Source organism: Chryseolinea sp. T2, assembly GCF_037203685.1.
In the GTDB taxonomy this organism is placed as follows: Bacteria; Bacteroidota; Bacteroidia; order Cytophagales; family Cyclobacteriaceae; genus Chryseolinea.
Genome location: NZ_JBBCAU010000005.1, coordinates 285003 through 306830, shown reverse-complemented (window position 1 = coordinate 306830; position 21828 = coordinate 285003). Strand labels below are relative to the sequence as shown.

The 21828-nt window shown below is 45.8% G+C and carries 16 protein-coding genes and 1 tRNA gene; 13 read left to right on the top strand and 4 right to left on the bottom strand.

The window, feature by feature from the left end:
• Window positions 1–27 precede the first annotated feature (27 nt).
• The 4 genes from WBG78_RS18035 to ligD all read left to right on the top strand — a co-directional run bounded on the left by WBG78_RS18035 (window position 28) and on the right by ligD (window position 5036).
• Window positions 28–576 (top strand): carboxymuconolactone decarboxylase family protein, encoded by a 549-nt coding sequence (locus WBG78_RS18035; RefSeq protein ID WP_337327859.1) that lies wholly within the window; start codon window positions 28–30, stop codon window positions 574–576.
• 15 nt (window positions 577–591) lie between these two features.
• Window positions 592–1773, top strand: a complete 1182-nt coding sequence (locus WBG78_RS18030; protein WP_337327858.1) for a DUF3179 domain-containing (seleno)protein — start codon at window positions 592–594, stop codon at window positions 1771–1773.
• A 189-nt stretch (window positions 1774–1962) separates the two neighbouring features.
• Window positions 1963–2700, top strand: a complete 738-nt coding sequence (locus WBG78_RS18025; protein WP_337327857.1) for a DUF4184 family protein — start codon at window positions 1963–1965, stop codon at window positions 2698–2700.
• A gap of 2 nt (window positions 2701–2702) precedes the next feature.
• Window positions 2703–5036, top strand: a complete 2334-nt coding sequence (ligD, locus tag WBG78_RS18020; RefSeq protein ID WP_337327856.1) for a non-homologous end-joining DNA ligase — start codon at window positions 2703–2705, stop codon at window positions 5034–5036.
• A gap of 7 nt (window positions 5037–5043) precedes the next feature.
• Here the strand turns inward: ligD and WBG78_RS18015 are convergent, their stop codons facing one another.
• Window positions 5044–6243 (bottom strand): tetratricopeptide repeat protein, encoded by a 1200-nt coding sequence (locus tag WBG78_RS18015; RefSeq protein WP_337327855.1) that lies wholly within the window; start codon window positions 6241–6243, stop codon window positions 5044–5046.
• Between the two features lie 71 nt (window positions 6244–6314).
• Here WBG78_RS18015 and WBG78_RS18010 point away from each other — a divergent pair, with 71 nt between their 5' ends.
• The 7 genes from WBG78_RS18010 to WBG78_RS17980 all read left to right on the top strand — a co-directional run bounded on the left by WBG78_RS18010 (window position 6315) and on the right by WBG78_RS17980 (window position 15429).
• Window positions 6315–6983, top strand: a complete 669-nt coding sequence (locus WBG78_RS18010; RefSeq protein ID WP_337327854.1) for a TetR/AcrR family transcriptional regulator — start codon at window positions 6315–6317, stop codon at window positions 6981–6983.
• A 29-nt stretch (window positions 6984–7012) separates the two neighbouring features.
• Window positions 7013–8308, top strand: a complete 1296-nt coding sequence (locus WBG78_RS18005) for an ABC1 kinase family protein (protein WP_337327853.1) — start codon at window positions 7013–7015, stop codon at window positions 8306–8308.
• Between the two features lie 105 nt (window positions 8309–8413).
• Complete coding sequence (gene ku / locus WBG78_RS18000; protein ID WP_337327852.1) at window positions 8414–9274, top strand: non-homologous end joining protein Ku; 861 nt, start codon at window positions 8414–8416, stop codon at window positions 9272–9274.
• A gap of 45 nt (window positions 9275–9319) precedes the next feature.
• The gene (locus WBG78_RS17995; RefSeq protein ID WP_337327851.1) at window positions 9320–9916 is read left to right on the top strand and encodes a tetratricopeptide repeat protein; all 597 of its coding nucleotides are present in this window, start codon (window positions 9320–9322) and stop codon (window positions 9914–9916) included.
• 78 nt (window positions 9917–9994) lie between these two features.
• Window positions 9995–11227 (top strand): Pycsar system effector family protein, encoded by a 1233-nt coding sequence (locus WBG78_RS17990; protein ID WP_337327850.1) that lies wholly within the window; start codon window positions 9995–9997, stop codon window positions 11225–11227.
• Between the two features lie 187 nt (window positions 11228–11414).
• Window positions 11415–11963: a hypothetical protein gene (locus tag WBG78_RS17985; protein ID WP_337327849.1), complete on the top strand. Its 549-nt coding sequence runs from the start codon at window positions 11415–11417 to the stop codon at window positions 11961–11963.
• Between the two features lie 154 nt (window positions 11964–12117).
• Complete coding sequence (locus tag WBG78_RS17980; RefSeq protein ID WP_337327848.1) at window positions 12118–15429, top strand: DUF7948 domain-containing protein; 3312 nt, start codon at window positions 12118–12120, stop codon at window positions 15427–15429.
• 3 nt (window positions 15430–15432) lie between these two features.
• Here WBG78_RS17980 and WBG78_RS17975 read toward each other — a convergent pair whose 3' ends face one another.
• Together WBG78_RS17975 and WBG78_RS17970 are read right to left on the bottom strand one after the other, a co-directional pair.
• Window positions 15433–16554, bottom strand: a complete 1122-nt coding sequence (locus tag WBG78_RS17975; RefSeq protein WP_337327847.1) for a site-2 protease family protein — start codon at window positions 16552–16554, stop codon at window positions 15433–15435.
• Window positions 16538–17176, bottom strand: coding sequence for an HAD family hydrolase (locus WBG78_RS17970; protein WP_337327846.1), 639 nt, complete (start codon window positions 17174–17176; stop codon window positions 16538–16540). Before WBG78_RS17970 ends, WBG78_RS17975 begins: the two co-directional genes overlap by 17 nt.
• 120 nt (window positions 17177–17296) lie before the next feature.
• Between WBG78_RS17970 and WBG78_RS17965 the strand changes: the two genes are divergently transcribed.
• Together WBG78_RS17965 and WBG78_RS17960 are read left to right on the top strand one after the other, a co-directional pair.
• Window positions 17297–17370: transfer RNA gene (locus WBG78_RS17965), tRNA-Ile, on the top strand.
• Window positions 17371–17677: 307 nt separating this feature from the next.
• Window positions 17678–19981 (top strand): hypothetical protein, encoded by a 2304-nt coding sequence (locus WBG78_RS17960; RefSeq protein ID WP_337327845.1) that lies wholly within the window; start codon window positions 17678–17680, stop codon window positions 19979–19981.
• A gap of 61 nt (window positions 19982–20042) precedes the next feature.
• Here the strand turns inward: WBG78_RS17960 and WBG78_RS17955 are convergent, their stop codons facing one another.
• Entirely contained in the window at window positions 20043–21818 is a 1776-nt protein-coding gene (locus WBG78_RS17955) for a hypothetical protein (protein ID WP_337327844.1), read from the bottom strand.
• Window positions 21819–21828: the final 10 nt, after the last annotated feature.

Genomic DNA, 21828 nt, shown 5'->3' with positions numbered 1-21828 from the left:
TAATTAGTTCAATATTTATTCAGTTTTATGGCTTACATCACTCTCAATAACGAATTTCCGGGAATCCGTGGGCTGATGGCATACCGTCCAGAGTGCGCACAACCGCTAAATGAATTAGCAGAAGTACTGTTGTGTGCAGACGGCACGCTTTCAAGGGGCGAGCGCGAACTAATTGCAACATACGTTTCGTATCTGAATGACTGCTACTTTTGTCAGCAAGCACATGGCGGAATTGCTCAATACCTGCTTTCCTGTGATACAGAATTTATCGATCGTGTGAAAAGTGATTTCCAGCATACAGACCTTTCGGGGAAAATGAAAGCATTGCTTTCCATTGCAGCAAGCGTGCAACAAAGCGGCAAGGCAGTCACTCAGGAACAGGTCGACGCCGCAGTTTCTGCGGGTGCAGTCGAAAGGGAAATCCACGATACGGTTCTGATCGCTGCGGCTTTTTGTATGTTCAATAGGTATGTTGATGGATTGGGTACATGGGCACCGCAGGACAGAAATTTCTATATTCAGCGTGGAAAACAGCGTGCACACGAAGGATACGCCAATTATAATCCAGCGCATTGATCGTTTATTCTAACTATGAAAAGAACACTGTTCTACTCCGGAGTTGTATTCCTCATCCTCTTTGAGATATTGAAAGTATATTTCATCATGCCGATGCCAGGAAGTCAGCAGCACGATACCCTGGATGTTGCGTACTTTCTTCACAGTTATCGTTGGGTATTCAGGATGATCTTCCTCGCGTTTATAGTCTTTGGAGCCCAGGATGCTTTTCGGATAAAGCATAAATGGTTACCAGTATTGCCTATCGTTGCTCTGCTGTTTGTTGCTTATACTTTCAATTTTAAAATGATGGCTGATAAAATGTTCGAGCAGCCAAAGAATCTAAGCTTCAAAGACAGGACCGGAAATATCTTAACAGACAGCAGCATTGTGATAGGAGTATCACTTAATGGAGAAGCGAAGGCGTATCCCATACGTTATATGAGTTATCATCATCAGGTCCGTGATACCGTTGGAGGGAAGGCGATGATCATTACCTACTGTAATGTCTGCAGGACAGGCAGGGTCTTCGAACCTGTGGTAGAAGGTAAGGGCGAAACTTTCAGGCTGGTTGGCATGGACCATTTCAACGCTATGTTCGAAGACGAAACCACAAAAAGCTGGTGGCGACAGGCGACGGGCGAAGCTGTAGCCGGTCCGTTAAAAGGCAAATCGTTGCCTGAGGTCGGCGCTGCACAGATGAGTTTACGCAAGTGGTTTGAGTTGAATCCTGGTGGCGTCGTGATGCAATACGACCCTACATTCAGGAGCGTTTACGATTCCACCGGACGTTTCGAAAAGGGAAGGGGCAGGTCCTCGTTGACACGAACCGATTCTAGTTCGTGGGAAGACAAATCCTGGGTAGTGGGCGTGTCGATCAATGGGGAAAGCAAGGCTTACGACTGGAACCAGCTTCGCGATCAAAGGATTATAAATGACATCGTTGGCAATGTGCCGATTGTGATGGCCCTCGCCTCTGATAATATGAGCTTTATGGTATTCGAGCGTCCGACTTCCGGACATCAGTTTACCGTTTCCGGCGACACCCTTTCTGCTGAGAAATTACAGTACGATTTCTCAGGCAGGGATCTGTCTAGTCTCACGGGACATCTGCCAGCTATCAAGGCGTATCAGGAGTTTTGGCACAGCTGGCGAACGTTTCATCCCAATACTAAGAGATACGATGTCTCCAAATCAGAGTCTAACACAACTCTTTAAGCCCTGGACTTGAAGTGCAGCGTGAGCGTTGTGTAAGTTTTAAGGTGGCAACATTCGATCATTTGCCTTTCGGAAGATGTTCCGGAAACATGGATCCGATGATTAGTACACTTCGAGAGTTGCTTTGTCTTTTGACAGTCATGTCCCCGCGCATAAACAATTATCCATTTTCAATTGTTAATTTTAAGGATGCCTTTTACTCCAGCGCATCCTGCACTTGTATTGCCGCTCCTTAAAAGGCGTGGCCTCTCTGCTCTGGGCCTTGTAATAGGAAGCATGGCACCTGATTTTGAATATTTCTTTAAAATGAAGGTTAGCAGTGTGCACAGCCATACCCTGGGGGGTGTATTCTATTTCGATTTACCAGTGACCTTTCTGCTTGGATGGTTGTTTGTAACATTTGTTAAATCAAATCTGGTGGCGAATCTGCCTCCCTTCCTGCAGCGTCGGCTAAGACCAATGGCAGCTCTCAGTACCGATACAATACTTAAACATTGGTTCATCTTCGCCGGCAGTGCAGTGTTGGGTTCTTTGTCCCACTTGCTCTGGGATGGATTTACACACAACAATACGTTCTTTGTCAGAAATTTGTCATTCTACCATGGGGCCTATGTTCCCTATCAAGGCGTGAAGTATCCATTGTGGTATGCTCTTCAGCATATCAGCACAGGCATTGGATTGACAATCCTGTCTGTCTACGTGATTCGTTTGCCCGCCGAGCCCGGTAGTGTTACCAGACCTTCGATGTTCTATTGGCTTGTCCTGGCAGCTATTGCCACGATCGTTATTGCCTTACGATTTTACTTATGGCCCGCCGATCTAAAAGAGGGCAATGTGATTGTCAGTGCTATCTCGGGCCTGTGCTGTGGAGCCATTGGAGCGGGAATGATTAATTTTAGCAATGCCGTCAAGAGGGCGGAGCGATAGGGATGGCCAAGAAAAAAACGCAGTGGGCACAGGTAGGAAAGCGAGAGATAGAATTATCGAACCTCGACAAAGTACTGTTTCCGGAGGATGATATTATCAAGGCCCAGGTAATTGCCTACTACCTTGCAATAGCCCCTACGTTGCTGAATTATGTGAAGGGCAGAGCACTGACTCTAATTCGCTTCCCCGATGGCATAACAGGTGAAAGTTTCTATCAGAAGAACCGTCCCGAATGGGCGCCGAGCTGGATAGAATTCGTGGTTCTCGGAAAAGAAAAGAAGGACTATATACTGGCAACGGAACCGGCTTTACTGGTATGGCTGGCAAATCTTGCTTCGTTGGAACTCCATCAACTGCACAGCCGTAAACCTGATTTTGATTTCCCGGATTACATGGTCTTTGACCTCGATCCTCCGGAAGGGTATAACTTCAGTCAGCTGGTGCCCATTGCTCTGGAATTGAAAAGCGTTCTTGAGGAATACGGCTATACGCCCTTTGTTAAAACTACTGGTGGCAAGGGACTTCACATCTGCTGTCCCATCGAAGCCAAATGGGACTTTCATACCGTATTTGAAGCTGCACAGGACATCGCCAGACCTTTTGTCGACAATAGACCGGACCAGGTTACGCTGCACATTAAGAAGGACGCACGAAAGGGCAGAGTGCTGGTCGATATTTTTCGTATTCGTTCAGGACAAAGTATCGTTTCTCCATACAGCTTGCGCGGGAGAAACAAGGCACCTGTCTCCATGCCACTGACATGGGATGAACTCAAGAACGTTAGTGATCCATCTGTCTTCAATATTGAAAACGCTGTCGAAAAGGTAATGGAGGATGGAGATGCGTGGGAGGGGTTTGATGCGTATGCTGTGGCTATTCATACCAAACGATCAAAGGATGCGCCTAAACCGAATATCAATCCTAAAGGGAATAAACATAAGTCGCCTGAGCAACTGGAGGCCTATGCTAAAAAACGGGACTTTGAAAGAACGCCAGAACCAGTTGGGGTTAATATTGAGGAAAGCGGAAACCGGTTCGTAATTCATCGTCATCATGCATCCCGCCTGCACTATGACCTCCGCTTGGAGCAGGACGGCGTTCTCAGATCGTGGGCCGTACCCAAGGGTATTCCTCCATTTCCCGGTGTGAAACGGTTGGCGGTGCAAACCGAAGACCACCCGATTGAATATCTGAAGTTCGATGGTAAAATTCCAAAAGGTCAATATGGTGCCGGCGAAATGTGGATTTACGCTCTTGGCAGATACCAGATAACTAAAGATAAAAAAGACGGATTCTATTTTCGCCTTAACAGCAAGGAAGTGACCGGTGAATATCGTATTCACAAAATGAAGGACAAGGAATGGTTGTTGGAGCGTGTCGATAGTCCACAGATAAACTATTTGCACCAGGAAGTTCTTCCAATGTTATCGGAGACCGGCGACATGCCAAAGAAGAATGAAGACTACATCTATGAACTCAAATGGGATGGTATTCGTGCACTGATATCTGTTGAGGACGAGAACGTGGTTATCAAAACACGCAACCAAAACATTGTAACGGCTCAGTTTCCAGAGCTGCTAAATGCAGCCAAGTCGTTTCGCGCGACCAATGGGCTATTTGATGCTGAGATCGTGTGTCTCGATGAGGCCGGTAAACCGGTTTTCAAACGTGTCATCAATCGGCTTATGTCAACCGGCGCGTCGAACATTCAAAAGCTAACCAAACAAAATCCAGTTCATTGTTATGTGTTTGATTGTCTGTATCTCGACGGCCGTACGCTGATAAATGAACCATTACTCAAGCGTAAGGAGTTTGTGCGCGATGCCATTAAAGCGGATACGCCTTATCGTGTCAGTGATCATGTGGATGACGGTGTTTCCCTCTACACAGCTGCAAAGGAGCATGATCTGGAAGGAATAATGGCAAAGAAACGCGATGGCCGCTATCTGCCTGGCCGTCGTAGTGATCTTTGGATCAAAGTGAAACTCAGGCAAACGGCTGAATGTTTTGTTATTGGCTATACTGTTGGCCGAGGTACACGGGGATCGTTGTTTGGTGCGTTACATATTGCTGAACGCATAGGCGATACGTGGGCATATCGTGGAAAGGTAGGTACCGGCTTCGACGATGCATTAATGAAAGAGATTGATGCCATAATCAAGAAACACGATTTTATCAAGAAACCATCCTTTGTCCCGAAGCTACTGGATGATCCCAAATCGAAGTGGGTTGCACATCCTTTCGTAGTTGAGTGCAGCTATGCCAAGCTGACTCCCGATAAGATTTTCCGTGAGCCGGTCTTTATGAGATTGCGCCCGGACCTCGATATGAGATAAGCAGTACCTATTTGCAAATTTCCTTTTTGACTTTTTCACCAACCTTATAACCAAGCTCCTCGGACTTTTTTAAGTCAGTACATGCCAGGGAGGGTTGCTTCAAACGTTGAAACGCAACAGCGCGATTGTAGTAGGCAACCGCGTAGTCCGGATGAAAAGTCAAAGCGACTGTATAATCTTCTGTTGCTTCCTTATACCTCCCAAGTTTTAGAAGTACATTGCCTCTGTTCAACCAGGCCTTGTCATGTTTTTCATTCAGTTCTATCGCTTGTGTGTAATCTGTGAATGCCCCTTTGTAATCGTTTAGTTTTTCTTTAACCAACCCGCGGTTAAACCAAATGTCAGGGTCACGGGCCTCAATTTCTATGGCATGATCGTAGTCCTCGAGGGCCCCTTTATAATACCCTCCCTCCATGCGCTGAAATGCCCGTGCCAAATATGGGTGTAGCATGCTCGAGTCACTTTCAATCGCCTTTTCAATCTCATCCATTGAATCCTGAGTAGCTCCTTTGCTATGCTGGAGATTTGCTATGTTCGCTCTCGCGGCAACATGCTGCGGGTTTATGACCAACGCTTGCTTAAAATCGGCGATGGCCGTTGTATCGCCCATCGCCTGTCGGGCAATGCCACGGTTAACGTAGTAATCTGGTTCTTTCTTTTGCAGCGCTATCGCAGAGTCCAGCCACTTTATCGCTTCCGGATAATGCTTTAATTTTGTATCGACAAGTCCAAGGTAGTTGAAGATTATCGCCTCCATACCTGTGGCTTTGCTTGTCACCTGGTTTGATCCTGACCCGGAGGCACCGATCCTGAAGAAAACAGTGTTAGTTTCCGCTGATTGGAGGCCAAGCAACTTAATGAAATCCATCTTCGACTGCTCATAAAAGCCCAGCGTATAGCGCAGCGTGGCAAGGCTGTATAGAACGTCCGGCTGATCCGGAAAACGGTCGTTGTAGATGCCGTAGTCAGTAAGAGCCCCCTGCAGATCTTTTAATTGCTCGCGGGTTGATCCGCGAGTGATGTAGGTTTCCATGTTGCCCGGATCTTCCTCCAGGCATTTATTGGCCAGCGCAAGTGCCTCTTCGTAGGAAGCACTTTCATATGCCGTGCGGGCCTGCTCGCAAATTTTTCGCGTATCCGATCGTTTTTGCTGGGCACCTGCATACATTGAGCAAAGTAAGATCGTTAAAGTCCATGCGACTTTCATATGGCTTGAAATTAACGAAATATTCTCCGTCAAAGTGTAAACTCTTTCCCGTAAATAATGTTTAAAACACTATGAAGACCGCCAAGAAAACAACCAGAAAAGCTGCCGGTGCGACCGATGCAACACTGCGGACGGCTTACATTGAATATCTGCTCACCCATGGTGCGCGACCCGCTTCAGTTTACAAGTTCTGTCAGGATCTGGGTATCGCTGAAGAGGCATTTTACTCTTACGCAGGATCCTTCGACGGCCTTGAGCAGCACATCTGGACAGGCTTCATGGACCATGTTATTGGCCGCTTGCAGGGGGACGCTGAATTTTCAGGCTTTTCATCGAGGGACAAAATCCTGACATTCTACTATGCACTCCTTGAGGAATTGAAGCGGAATCGAAGTTTCGTACTTCTTCACGCTGGTAATATGCAAAGGCCAACGTTGGTTCCTTCTTATCTTAAGGGCTTTAAGGCATCGTTTGAGCGTTTTATTGATAACACGCTAAGCCTGGGAAAGGACCGTGGAGAAGTTGCCACACGTCCGTTGATCGACAAACGATATCCTAAACTATTCTGGCTGCACATGGGATTTATTCTGACTTTCTGGAAGAACGACAACAGTGCAGATTTTGAGAAAACTGATGCCGCCGTTGAGAAGTCCGTCAATCTCGCTTTCGACCTTCTTGGGAAGGGGGCCGTTGATTCAGCGATAGACTTTGGCAAGTTTTTGTATCAGACAGCGCGATAGACCAATTGTACACATACCCCATAAGTTAAGTGAAAGAGCAGGACAGCATTCCGGTTACGAAAGTACAACGTGCGTCAAAGTTCATTACGACTGGCGCAAAGATTGGTGCCAATTATCTAAAGCATTACGGAAAGAAATTGATCAACCCTGATACGACTACGGCAGGGCTACACGAAGATAATGCCAATGACATTTACAACTCACTGAGTGAGTTGAAAGGTGGAGCGTTGAAGGTGGCTCAGATGCTGAGCATGGATAAGAATCTTTTGCCGACGGCTTACCAGCAGAAGTTCGTCATGGCGCAGTACAGCGCGCCTCCGCTTTCGTATCCTTTGGTCGTTCGTACGTTTCAGAAATATTTCGGCAAGAAGCCTGATCAGGTTTTCGACACTTTTACGACGAGCGCCGTGAACGCGGCATCTATGGGGCAGGTGCACCAGGCGACGATTGGCAAAAAGAAATTTGCCGTCAAAATTCAATATCCGGGTGTCGGCGACAGCATTAAGTCAGATCTGGCCATGGTAAAGCCAATTGCTCTCGCGATGTTCAAGCTTAGTCCGAGCGAGTATGACGAGTTCATACAGGAAGTCGAATCCAGAATGCTGGAAGAAACTGACTACGAGCTGGAATTAAAGCGTTCGATGGATTTGTCACAGCGTACTAAACATCTGAAGAACGTTGTCTTCCCAACCTACTATCCTGAGTATTCCTGTCCGCGCGTGCTGACAATGGATTGGATTGAAGGGCGGCCCCTTGGTGAAGTGTTGAAGTCGCCAATGCCGCGCGCAACGGCAAACCTCCTGGGGCAGGCCATGTGGGACTTTTATCACTTTCAGATGCACACGCTTAAGGCTGTTCATGCCGATCCTCATCCTGGCAACTTTATCATTACGCCGGACAACAAGGTTGGAATTATCGACTTTGGCTGCGTTAAGGAAATCCCAACAGATTTCTATGATCCATATTTTCAATTGATGGATCGTCGACTGCTGACAGATAAAGAACATCAGACAGAATTATTTCAAAAACTGCGCTTCATTTATCCCGACGACACGCCGAAGCAAAAGGAGTTCTTTACATCTACGTTCGTGAAGCTCATCGAGATGTTAAACCGTCCTTTTCGTGATGGTGAATTTGACTTTGCCAATAGCTCATACTTTGACGAACTCTATGCATTTGGTGAGAAGTTATCGACTATGAAAGAGTTACGCGACAGCAAGAAGGCGAGGGGAGTGCGTGATGCCGTATACCTCAACAGGACCTACTTCGGTCTTTATACCATCCTGCATGATATGAAAGCGAAGATCGTCACCGGTCCCCACTAGAACTTCGCAAGGTGGATAAATCATTTTTTGCTGCTCTTAACATTGCAGTGCTGTATTTTCTTTATCTTTACCTATCCTGATTCATTTTTTATCTAACTTGATGTTATGAGAGCAATCTGGAAAGGTCATATACAATTTTCATTGGTTACGATCCCTGTTCGGATCTACAACGCCATCGATACGGGGCAATCAATCAGTTTCAACCTGTTGTCCAAAGAAGGACATAATCCTGTCAGTTATGAAAAAAAGGACAAGGTTACGGGTGAAACCCTAAGGCAGGAGGATATCGTCAAGGGCTATCAGTATGAGCCAGGTCAATACGTCATCATCGACAGCGAGGACTTTGCTAAAGTGAAGCTCAAAAGTGAGCGGGTCATCGAGATCGAAGGATTTGTTGATTCCTCGGAAGTTCATCCCACGCTATTTGAAACACCCTATTACATTGGACCTGACGGTGATGTTGCAGCAAAGACCTATGGATTACTGAGTGAAACTCTGAAACAGTCCGGTCGCATTGCTGTCGGAAAAGTGGTGCTTCGGGATCGCGAGACACCATTGTTGCTGGCGCCGATGGATCGTGGCATTGTGATGTACCGTCTGCGCTATCCTGAAGAAGTGAGAGCCATGGCCGAGGTTCCTCAATTGCTCGAAGTTAAGGCAGACAAGGAACAGCTAAAGCTCGCTAAGACGCTGGTTGACTCAATGACCAGGAAGTTTAGTGAGATTGAAATGAAGGACCACTACACGGAAAAACTTCGCGGCATCATCGATGCAAAGATCGAAGGCAAGGAAGTGGTTGTTATTGAAGAAGAAGCACCCAAGGTTGTCGATATCATGACGGCCCTCAAAGCCAGCATCGACGCTGCCAAGAAGCCAATGGAGAAAGCGAAGGGAACAGAGGCGAAGAAGGAGAAAGAGAACGAGAAGACAGAAAAACAGAAAACTACTCGTCGGAAGGCGAGTTGATTTTGTTCGCGGCTGTTCGTTGTAACTTGTTAAATTTGCACGCTCATGGGTAAGGTCGTCAAGTTTCCAATTCAAACACCTGAAAAGTTCGGGCCTGAACGCGTCCGCAAGAAGAAGGAGGGCGAGGTGGAAAAGCACGGCCAGTTAAATCTGTTCACCGGTGCCAGAATAATTCGACTTCATAAATTATCTGATTTTGAAGAGGCATTAGTTCTTGATGATCAGGGAGATAAGCAGGCCGCAGTAAAACTTTACTTAAAAGCTGTGAAGAATGGTGATGCCCTGGGCGACGCCTACTGTAATCTCGGAATCATCGAATGGCAGAAAGGTGATTCAACAAAAGCTATCGACTACTTTACTCTGGCGCTCCAGAATGACCCACGTCACTTTGAGGCGCATTACAACCTGGCAAACCTGTATGGGGAACTGGGAAACTTCCCCTTGGCCAAGGCCCATTACCGCATTTCGATTGAGATAGAGCCCTCATTTCCAAACAGCCACTTTAACCTGGCCATGACGTTTGCCATGAATAAGGAATTCGATGAAGCCGTTAAGTGCCTTATTCAATACCGCGACCTCGCCGCCCCGGCAGACCACCAGCTCGCGGAAGATCTTATTCTTAAACTTTCCTCTGCGAAGTAAAACAGGCAATAACTCCGGACAAAAGGATTTGCAGCATATCGCTGCATTTATACTAACTTATAGCGCATACTTCTTAAGATGGAGACCAAGTTAGTACGTGAGTCAAGATTGCTGGCAGAGCAGGTGTTCTCAGCTCCTGAATTTGCTCATCTGCCCTTTCATAATCTCAATCACACGAAAGATGTAGTGGACGCAGTCAAAGAAATTGGCATGCATTCCGAGTTAACAGAGGAAGAGATGGAGGCATGTATCGCTGCGGCATGGCTGCATGACGTCGGTTACCGTTCGGGAATGAAGGATCATGAAAAGCAGTCTGTGGCAGTGGCTACTGAGTTGTTTCAACGTCTCGGGACGCCCGTCGGCATGATCAGCATGGTGAACAATGCAATTCTCTCGACGCACATGCCACAGCAACCACGTTCGATTGTTGACAAGGTCCTGTGTGATGCCGATCTGGCTCATCTCGCCGGACCGTTGTGCGAACCTAAATCGATATTGCTTCGCGAGGAACTCGAAGGAAAAGGCAAGTCGTTTGGTGACGATGAATGGAAGGCCTACAATCTGACCTTCATGCAGCAACATCATTACCATACGCCGTATGGCCAGACCGTATTGGAAGAAGGCAAGAGAAAAAATATAAAACGAATCAAGAAATCAGGTATCGACAAAATGGAAGGTGAGGAGTCGGAGATCATATCGCACAAGAAATATAAAAAGCTTCGGGAGGAGAATGAGAAGCTAAAAGGGAAGCTTGATAAGGCAAAGGGAACGCGGCCTGATAGGGGAATTGAAACAATGTTTCGAACGACCTCTCACAACCATGTTATGCTCAGTCAGATGGTGGACAATAAGGCCAGCATTCTCATCACCATCAATTCAATCATATTGTCGCTGGTAGTGTCAGTACTAATCAGGAAACTGGAACAAAATCCTGCACTGGTAGCTCCAACGGTGATGCTGGTGAGTGTTTGCCTGGCTACCATGGTCTTCTCAATACTTGCCAGTCGCCCGAATGTCAGCTCTGGTAAGTTTACAAAGGAAGATATCCGTAACAAGAAGACAAACCTATTGTTCTTCGGCAACTTCCATGCGATGGATTTCGACGACTACTACTGGGGCATGAATGAGATGATGAAAGACGCAGAATACCTGTATGGTAGTATGATCAAGGATGTCTACTACCTGGGAAAAGTGCTAGGTAAAAAATATCATTACCTGCGAATCGCGTACAGTATTTTCATGTACGGATTTGTGGTTGCTATACTCGCATTTGGTGTAGCCTTCGCGTTAACGTCCAATGGACAATTCTGAACGCTTCTTTACAAAACAAAACACACACAAGCCCAGCTGAACAAAGGCCGTGCAGAAGATGGTGATGAAGATTTCCATAGCGTGTCGTTTTGAAGTATTGTCAAATCTAACGCAATCCCTGCTGGTCGATGCTTTGGTTTTTGATTACCTGCGGCTCACACCGATAACTGCCCAAATACGACTTTGAATGACGGTTGTTGAAAGAATCCACATATTGAGCAACGAAGGTAGACATGCTCAACTTGTTGATTATGTGGGGGATAATGAAAAGTACTTTAAGGCGCTGATTAGCATGTATATAGGTGGTCCCTATCGAATCACCCAACGGCTCTCAGGTCCCGTTACGTCAATCTGTATCCGACATCCCTTCCTGCTAAAGCCTTACTTCGCTTTACTGCTTAAAGCGTTGAATGATAACGCTGCACCTCTGGCACTGAAAAGAAGCACGATCCGGATGTTTCAATTCGTACCAATTCCAAAGAATAGCCATGGCAAATTGTTGGATATTTGCTTTCGCTTCCTGTTAGATAAAAGGGAAACAATTGCCGTAAAAGTATTTTCCATGTCCGTCGCGGAGTGCCTGGTCCGGTACAGTGACGAGCTCTGCCGCGAATTACGGATTGTTATTGAGGATCAGCTTCCATACTCGGGTCCTGCATTTCGGTCGAGGGCAACGAAAGTCCTTAAAAGACTTTTGAAGGAGAGCACACCTGCATCCACCAGGAAAAACCATTAGAATGAGAGCAATGGCTAACCGAAAATAAGATGCTTATGCTGGTTTCATCGCCGGCTAAGCCCATCTGGCCGCGCAATCTACTCGTTACTAGACCTTTCAGCACATAATTGCCTATCTTGCTCACTGGAGCCTGTCTTTTATTTTTTCGTAGCGTATGAATCTGGTGTTCAGGAATTGCATGGCAATTGTCCTGCTGTTTGGCTTTTCACTATTACGGCATGCTGCTGTGGCGGACCCCGGAAAGGGTCTGAAATTCATTGAGAACAAATCTCAATGGAACGTCAGCTATGACTATGGTGCTACCATCCCCGGAGGATCTTTCTTTGTACAGCCTGGTGCATTTACGTTTGTGTTCCTGAATGCAGAGCAGATCGAGCAAGGACACGAGAGAATCCATCACTCAAACGCAGCGAATGAAGGATGTGATCTCGTTGATGGCGTGCGCATCATGACTCACTTCCTTGGCGCCAACAATGCGGCCTCTGTGAAGCCCATCAGTCAGAATAGTGATTACGCGAACTACTTCATTGGTGCTGACGAAAAGACCTGGGCAAGTAATGTTCGGAACTACCAGGCTCTTTTGTATCAGTCTCTTTATCCGGGAATTGACATGAAGGTCTATTCCGAAGATCACAATCTTAAATATGATTTTGTCGTTGAAGCCGGGGCTGATCCATCGGTAATAAGATTCTCCTACAAGGGCATTGACGACGTTTCAATGAATGCGTTGGGAGACCTTGAAGTCTCCGCAGGATGGCCGCTATTTATCGAGAAGAAGCCTGTGGCATATCAATATGTCAATGGGAAGCGAGTCCTTGTTCCTTGCCATTATGAATTGCTGGACGGAGTGGTTTCATTTCAATTTCCTGAGGGGTACGATGCCTGCCATCCGCTTACGATAGATCCGTTGCTAATCTTTTCGACCTATTCGGGATCAACCGCCGACAACTGGGGGAGCACTGCTACTCCGGGTGAGCATGGAACCTTATACTCGGCAGGGGTGACATGGAAAAATCCAAGGCTTCAAAATGCAGGAGTGTTTCCTGCAACGCCCGGAGCATTTCAGGTTGCTTTGGGAGGTGTTTTTGACATAGGTATTCTTAAATATGACTCGACAGGCACACGGTTACTTTATGCAACTTACCTGGGTGGGCAGGATACGGACTCGCCGCATAGTCTTGTCGTTAATAGTAGTAATGAGCTTCTCGTGCTCGGAACAACGAGCTCGTTGGACTATCCTACAACGGAGACAGCTTATGATCGTGAGTTCAGCGGAGGAACTGAGGCTGACGGTGTTGTTGAATATGTCAACGGGACTGATATCTTGATCAGTAAGTTATCGAGTGACGGTCGACAGCTACTAGCTAGTACGTTGTTAGGAGGGCCAGACAACGACGGCCTCAATGAGGGCATTCTTGTAAAAAACTACGGAGATCAGCAACGCGGTGATATTATTACAGACCCGGCCGGTAACGTCTATGTAGCAACTGTTACGCAATCTGACGAGTTTCCCATAGTTAATGGTTTACACAATACCTTCGGCGGCGGTGTTACTGATGCAGTCCTGGTAAAATTGAATCCTGACCTGAGCAGCATCATTTGGTCTACATTTATTGGCGGATCAGGTGCAGACGCTTGTCACACGATAAAATTTGATAAGAATGGCGACCTGTTTGTCGCAGGAGGAACGTCCAGCCCGAACTTCCCGGTCACCGCAGGGAGTTATCAATCTGTATTCAACGGTGTGGCTGATGGCTGGATTGCGAGCCTTACTTCGGATGGAACGACATGGCAAAGGTCAACTTTTACAGGCACGGCATCTTTTGATGAAGTGTTTTTCGTGGACCTTAACGCCGACGATGAAGTTTATGTTTTTGGACAAACATCGGGTGCGTTTCCCGTTACGGCGGGCGTATATAACAACCCAAACAGCGGGCAGTTTATTCAGAAGTTCAATCACAACCTGACACAGCTAACGTTCTCAACTGTTATTGGTTCAGGTCGCGGCATCCCTGACATTTCGCCAACCGCCTTTCTCGTCAATGACTGTAACAATATTTATATCGCCGGCTGGGGCGGTGTTGTGAACATGCAACAACCATACGCATGGAAAAACAATACAATTGGGATGCCAACAACATCAGACGCCTATCAATCTCATACCAGTGGCTCTGATTTTTACTTTATGGTGCTCACCGACGATGCAACGGAGTTCCTATACGGTACCTACCTTGGGGGGAATCTTTCCCGTACCCATGTTGACGGTGGCACGAGTCGGTTTGATAAGTCTGGCGTTGTATATCAGGCGGTCTGTGCAGGTTGTGAGGCATACAATGCTTCAGGTCACGCTACGTCTGATTTCCCAACCACCCAGGGGGCCTGGTCCAATGTTAACCGCAGCGGAAACTGCAACAACGCAGCCTTCAAGTTCGATCTTTCTTCTCTCAAAGCCCGTCTTCAGTCAAATTCTATTCAGCTGAATCAACCCGGACTGAGCAAGGTCTGCATTCCAGATCCAATAGTGTTTCAAAACTTCAGCACAGGTGGTGAAACTTTCGAATGGGACCTCGGCGATGGAACCAAACTTGTGAAGCCCGATACTTCAATGGTAGTCCATCAATACAAGACTACAGGACTATACACAGTATGGTTAAAGGCGATCGACAAAGGCACGTGTAAGGTTAAGGATTCCGCATCGGTGAAGCTCAATGTATACATAGCCGACATCAGGATTCAGGAGGACGACAACATGTGTCTCAACGTACCGTACACATTGCACGCAAGCGGTGGCGTTTCGTACTTCTGGCGCTCACAGGACAACACATTTCAATCGAACGAACAAAACCCTACAGTACTTCCCAATGACACTACACTTTACATCGTGCGTGTCACAGAGCGCAGCGGATGCATTAAAGAGGATTCTGTTCAACTCAAAGTAATACCCACAATTGTTCCCACGTTCGATATGGATCAGTCCGCTGAATGTTTTAATCGTCCGACTTTACATGCAGTCAGTACTACCGACAGCTTATGGACTGATGATCGTATCTATTTCGATTTCGGAGATGGCACAACATCCGACAACGGCGAGGTTACGCACAATTACGAGAAGGATGGCCTGTTCAACTTCAAGCTGGTGCTCGTGCGGAATGAGTGTGTAACTGAAAAAATCCTTCCGGTGCCGGTCTTTCAGTTGAAGATTCCAAATGTGATCACCCCCGGCAAAAAGGATGCGGCCAACGACAACTTCGTCATTCAATATGGCCCAGTGGCTGGCGTTTCACCGGCTCAATACGGTTTCAAAACCAGCGTCACCATTTACAATAGATGGGGCGTAAAAGTGTACCATTCCGACGACTACCAAAACGATTGGGACGGCGATGGTATTGAGGGAGGGGTTTACTATTACGAGATCACTGTTCAGGATCATGCAACCTGCAAAAGCTGGCTTCATGTGATCAAGTAACCGTTAACTTCCAATTTCCAGTGGCGACGGGCTGAAACATATAACTAATATGATCAGTGCAAGCCATCCAAGAATAATGCGCTTCGTATCCAGCGGTTCCTCTATTTCAGACGGTGGATGTTGAATTCCAATAAAGCGCCCCAGTACAAAGAGAAACAAGATCAAAATAGGTGCACCCTGTGCATGAGGAAAGAACGTGCCCAGCAAAAGTAATGAAGCAAGTATCAGAACTGCGTACATCAGGGTATCTCTTCGCGATAGCCCAAGTCCCTGCAGCGTCATGTACAGGAACAATACTCCACCGGCAATCCATTGAATCAGATCCTCCGTGGGTTGATGGGTATCAATAAGTCCAATTCCTGCGTAGTAGATGAGAGCAATAAATGCGATGGTCGCTATTATGCGATGCACCTTAAATCCGAACAACCCATACACTACGTGTCCACCGTCCAATTGACCTATAGGGAATAGATTGATACTCGTAAATACAAGTGAAAGGAAGCCTGCGAAGAGAAGTGGATAGTGCATGAGCTCGTGAGGATTTGGCATCCGCTCCGGATCAGCCACATACTTTTCAAAAAACAGGAACAACAGGTTTTGCCCAACGACGACGTCGATGATTTTGTCTGAGGATGAATTGTAGACATGGTCTTTATAATTCATTCCATATTCTTCGTATTCTGGATGAATCTCAAATATGTATTCCGGCTCTGGCAGATTAATAAATCCATAGATGAGGATAGCAAATGCCATAGCAAAACCAGCCAAAGGTCCGGAAATGCCGATATCGAAGTTTTGTTTCTTTGAGTAAACCCGCTGACGCAATCGTATAAGAGCGCCCATTGTGCCAATAGAAAAGGGCAGGGGAGGTAGTGGTATATAGTACGGTAATGAGGCACTTACCGAGTGATGGCGTGCGGTGAAGTAGTGACCCAGCTCATGTGTTGTCAGGATCAGTAGGAAGGGGATAGAAAAAGAAAACCCACTAACAAAGTCCGACCATCCGTAACCGGGCATGAAGACTGATTTTCCGTAAGTCCATTCGGCGCCTGCGATCGTAGTTGTGGCTACGGTCATTATAAAAAGCACCGCCTGGATCAGCAGCGTTCTAGTTTCGCGCGTCATTAAAATAAGTAAGGATGTAATCAGGCGTATTTACAAATGCTGTATTGATTCCAACTTTTGAGGCGCCTACGATGTTGTCATAGTTGTCGTCGAGAAATAATGTTTCGGCCGCATTCAATCTGCTTTCACCGAGTACCTCTTCGAATATTTCGGCATGTGGTTTACGCTTCCCCATAATGTGAGAGTAATACGCACGATGAAAGTAGTCGTCTAAAGATGACAACGCACCGGGTACCGCCGGAAGCATCACCTCGTTAATATGTTTCAAATGTATCGCGTTCGTATTGCTAAGAAGAAATACGTTGTACTTCTCTTTGAGCGCCAGGATCAAATCAAGTTTCTGTTTTGGAAGACCCCGTAACATGGCGTTCCAGCATTTGTCGATTGATTCATCCGTTCCAGGCACAGTGCACTGCCGGCTAATGAAGGAACGGAATTCCACGTCGCTGAGGTGGCCGGTTTCGTATGAAAGAAACTCTGGAGCGCTGGCATACAGCTTATCTATTATGCTCCGTTCCACACCTGCGAGTGCAGTAAAGGTCTTTAGCGTATCCTCAATTGAGAGATCGAGGATTACACCGCCCAGGTCGAAAATGAGATTTTTTATGCTTGAGTCCGGCATCACGAATTCCTTTAGATAAATCAAGGCGCCAAAGATGGTCGTTTCCTCAATGAATTCATAAATTCTTTGAGGCAGGTAAAAATTGTGACATGATTTTGCTAAACTTGCACTCCCTTTTTTGGGCCCATAGCTCAGCTGGTTAGAGCACCTGACTCATAATCAGGGGGTCGCAGGATCGTGCCCTGCTGGGCCCACTAATTTACCACTTCCCTCATTTCGCATTTTCCCGGCCCGGGTAGTGCACTAAACAAAGCCCCAGTTGTCCCGTGATCGATACCTCGGCTGGCCAGATTCTCAGCTCTAAATTTCACGTTGCCAGATAGCAATAATCAATTCATTTGATTGGGATATTGCTCATCCCGCTACTCATTAATTGATGCTTCAATCATAAGTCACTGCCGCTCCGCCCTGCTACAATTGGGGCTTTTGAATCGTACAATTAATTCCTTTCTTTGTAAACTTTGAGAAGCCACATCAACTCGTGATGCTTAACCTGATCCTATGACACTTTCACCGTTGTATTTTAGCAATATAAAATCATACTTTGGCTCATTCGCCCTTATGATTTGCATTGTCTATGCAATTCACCCCGACGTTTTGTTCTTCAATTTAAACGGTGGACTTGATAACTCGTGGCAAATGGCGCTTCAGATGGCCACTCAGAAAGGGATGGTGTTCGGTGACGACATTGTTTTTACCTACGGACCTTTGGCATTCTTTTCGACACGTTGTCCGATCAACATGCCGAGGCTTATTGTGGTCTGTTGCGATTTGTTTGTGATGGCTAACATCGTTTATATACTCCTTGGCCCACTCAAGAAAGCAAGTGCCCTTGAAATATTCATTGTCTTCTGTGCTCTATTCCTCCTTGATTTTTTCGTAATCGACTGGACACCCACGGTATATATGATTTTAGGGTATTACCTGATAAACAATCTTGAGAAACAGAATTCCCTGGAAATTGCAATAGCAGCTTTTTTGTCACTTGTTATCTTTTTCGTAAAGTTAAATTTCGGGCTTTTCTCAATATTGATGTTTTCACTTTACGCCGCTTACGTGCTCGCGTTTTTTCAACATTGGAGGAATTACATGTTGCTCTTGCTCGTGGCTTATGTCGGTGCTTTCATAGCCAGCCTCTATTTGCTTAAAGTAGATCTGGTTGGCTACTTGGCAAACTCTATTGAGATCGTAAAAGGTTATCAGGCTGCGATGTACTTTGGCATTTCAGATCAGAATCTCTTTTACCTAAAAGCGGCCTCTATACTATCATTTGTCTTGGCTGGACTCTTAGTTATCGACTTTGTTTTCTTCTTCAAAAAGGTCAATTGGAAAATCAATCGTTCTGAGGTGATAGTCTTTTTGCAAATCCTGTTTAAGGCCTTTTTCATAGCTTCCACATGCTACGTTTTGTTTAAGCAGTCTTTTGTAAGGGCAGACATTGGCCATTTTCCTACGTTTTTCAAGTTTGTTGTACCACTTATGGGCATGCTATTGCTGCATAGTTCATTCCCATTCCAGAGTTGGTTAAGGAGGGCCGTGATTGTGGCGTTAGCAGTTGTCGTAGTTGTTGTTGAATTGGACTTTAGTCCGGGGCTTCGTAAGCGAAACACGACGAGGTTTGAAAGCTTAAAAAACTACTACGCAAGTCTGAAAACTGAACCTGCCGTCTCACCGGCAAGGTATTCGCAATATGTGCAAGATCTCGTTTCAAAGGAATCAGTTGATATTTTCCCGACCGAGGTATCTATGGCGTTTTTTAATGATTTGAATTATAAACCACGGCCGGTATTTCAATCCTATTCCGTTTACACGGAAAAATTGGACCAGATTAATGCAGAAAGTCTCAAAAAAACTGACGCCCCATCGTTTCTCATAGCGTCACCAGGTTCAATCGATGGTCGTTACTTTATGTGGGATGAGTCGAAAACGAAGTTTGAAATACTTAAGAACTACGATGCCCGGCTTGTCGAGGGAGACATCGTTGTCTATGAAAAACGGGCGCAGCCCCGCGCCTTTAAAGTTATACAACAGGATACATTCAAATTGAAGTTTGGGGAGTACAGGGACCTGAAACCTTCCAAAGGCTTGCGATTTGCTCGCTTTATTGTAAAGCCCACCCTGAAAGGCCATGTGAGAAGTTTGTTTTACCAGCCTCCAGACCTGAACGCCGCTTTTCAGCTTAAGAATGGAACTGAAGTTTCAGTTCGAGCTGTAAGCAACATCATCTCGTCAGGGGTGCTCATGAATAAATATGTAGCAGAAACCAACGACGACGTATTAGCCTTTCATTTGACGCAAGGACACGGAGCGGAGGATATACTGCGAATAAAAATGTATTCGAATCTTCCTGGAATGTTCAAAGATGAAGTACTGGTGGAAACAACCGACGTGCTTGTGGAGGATCCAGGACCTACACTCACCAAGAAATTGTCGGCCGAGGAACTCAATAACGGAAAAGATAAAATCAAGTTTTGGATTGACAAGGCAGAAGTAAAAAGCAATTGCATTAACATTGTTGGATGGGCGTTCATTAAGGACAGGGATTCTCGCGACTTGACCACTAGGCTTATTTTGTCATCTGGCGGAGAAGACATTGTCTCTGAGAGCGTAGTGATACCGAGAAACGATGTCGCCCGGTTCTTCGGCTCAAAGTTCGATTGGGATCGCGCAGGATTTAAAGCTGTAATTGACCGCAACAGGTTGAAGAACGACACCAACTATAAGTTGTCTCTTTCTATATTGGATAAACAGGGAAATGTTATTGCCAGCTGTGAAGCAATGGATATCAACATACCGATAGATTAGAAGGTATCTGAGTAGCCATTCTCGAGTTAGCAATATTTAGTGGTCGAAACGAGAGTAGGGTTTAAATACCACCTAAATTTACAGCCGGTATAGATGATATGCGACTCGTTTCAACCCATGAAAAAGTATTGTTTATCTTCTTCAACTTCCTGTGCTCGTACTGTACGGCAATTTTCGAAGTAGCGAACGGTGTTATCTTTCTAATAAAGAAGCCAAAATCATAGAGCCCGTCCGGAATGTCTGTTTTCTTCACGATTAATGAGAAACCACTGTTGTCTACGTTTCTACTAAATTCTATCGATAGATCAGGTCTGCTCTTTCTATGTGTTTCGTAAACCAAGGTCCGTTGTTTGTTCCTGAGAATCACATGAGTTAACATGTTATTATAATCCGTTCCGTCGATAAATGCCCATCCATTGGGTATCATAAGGTAGTCGTTATCAGGTTCTATTTCAAATGCTGCCTTGATCGTACCGATCGGCTCGGGAACCTTCAGTGAACGGGCTTGACTAGCCAAATCGCTAGCATTTATTTTGGGATAGAAATAGATTCCAAGTGAGTCAACCTCTCGGATTAAATGCAAAGCGTCGTTTTGATCAGGATATGAAAAGGCAGGCTTGCCTAAGGTATAATAAGCATATGAGCCGTAATCCATTGAATAACTCATATCCTCCATAGGTTGAAGATTGAAAATGCGTGCATAAAAGTATCCCAGGCTAGAGCCCAAAGTTGCCAGAACAACAATGCCTGCAACAAGTAACGCTTCGTCGCGTAGAAGACTGAGTAAGGCAAAATAGATGTATAGGGCCAGTAAAAGCGAATAAATTTGATACCGCACTGCGAATGCCTGGTGAACTCCGAAGCCACTACGATTGAGCGACGTTACTGCGCAACTAAGCAGGAGAAATATTATGAAATAAAAACAGACAGGATTGATGCGATACAACTGCCTCGGGATAAAATAGTACAGGACAATTGAAAGCGTCAAGAACCCGGCGCCTAACGTTACAGGCAGAAGAAACATGCCTGTCAACCAATAAGCATTTCCCAATAGTACCAGGAAATGCCCGAACAAGTTGTGTGTATCTGTCAGGATTGTGATCCAGGGATCAGGATGACCTGGTATTTGCTGGTGTCCGTGGAAATATAAAGTCAATAAAACAATAGACAGAACGAACCAGGCGCCTGCAAATTTGTACGGATATTTTCCAATTAGTAAACCAGTAAGACACAACAAAACAGTTACAAATCCATTGCCGCAGGCATATGTCGCGACAGCAGCGCTGAAAAACGCGGCTGCCATGCGACGCCAGGACATCTTTTCATCCTTGAAGAGAATCACGAACGAAACGAGAGCAAATGAAATGACCCCCATCGTTTGTATGGATACCATGGGCCAGATAAATGCCTCATACGACTTAAGACTGAAAATTAGCAAAGGTGCTGGCAGGAAGAAGTACCAGTTTTTGGCTACATGCTTTCTGTATACAAATGCGGTGACCAGAAAAATGAATAACAAGAAAAGATTTCCAATAACCAGCTGATGCTTGATGTTTACCTCACCTATGAGCGTCAGCTGCAGCAAATCGAGCCCTTTGTTTAATATTATGCGATGCTCATTGTGGCGTGTAAAGACCAGGTCAACTTTGTCCGCCCAACTCGATTCGTACATTGACTTTGCCGTACGAACTGTTGCATCCATATCATCCATATACGGAAAGTTTCTTCCGTACTTTACTATCGTAAAAAAATGAAGCACTACAAAGGCACCGCACAGTATCCAAACGATCGTTGATTGATGCTTTTTGCCGTACGTTAGGAAGTTGGACTGAGCCATTTCGACCTCA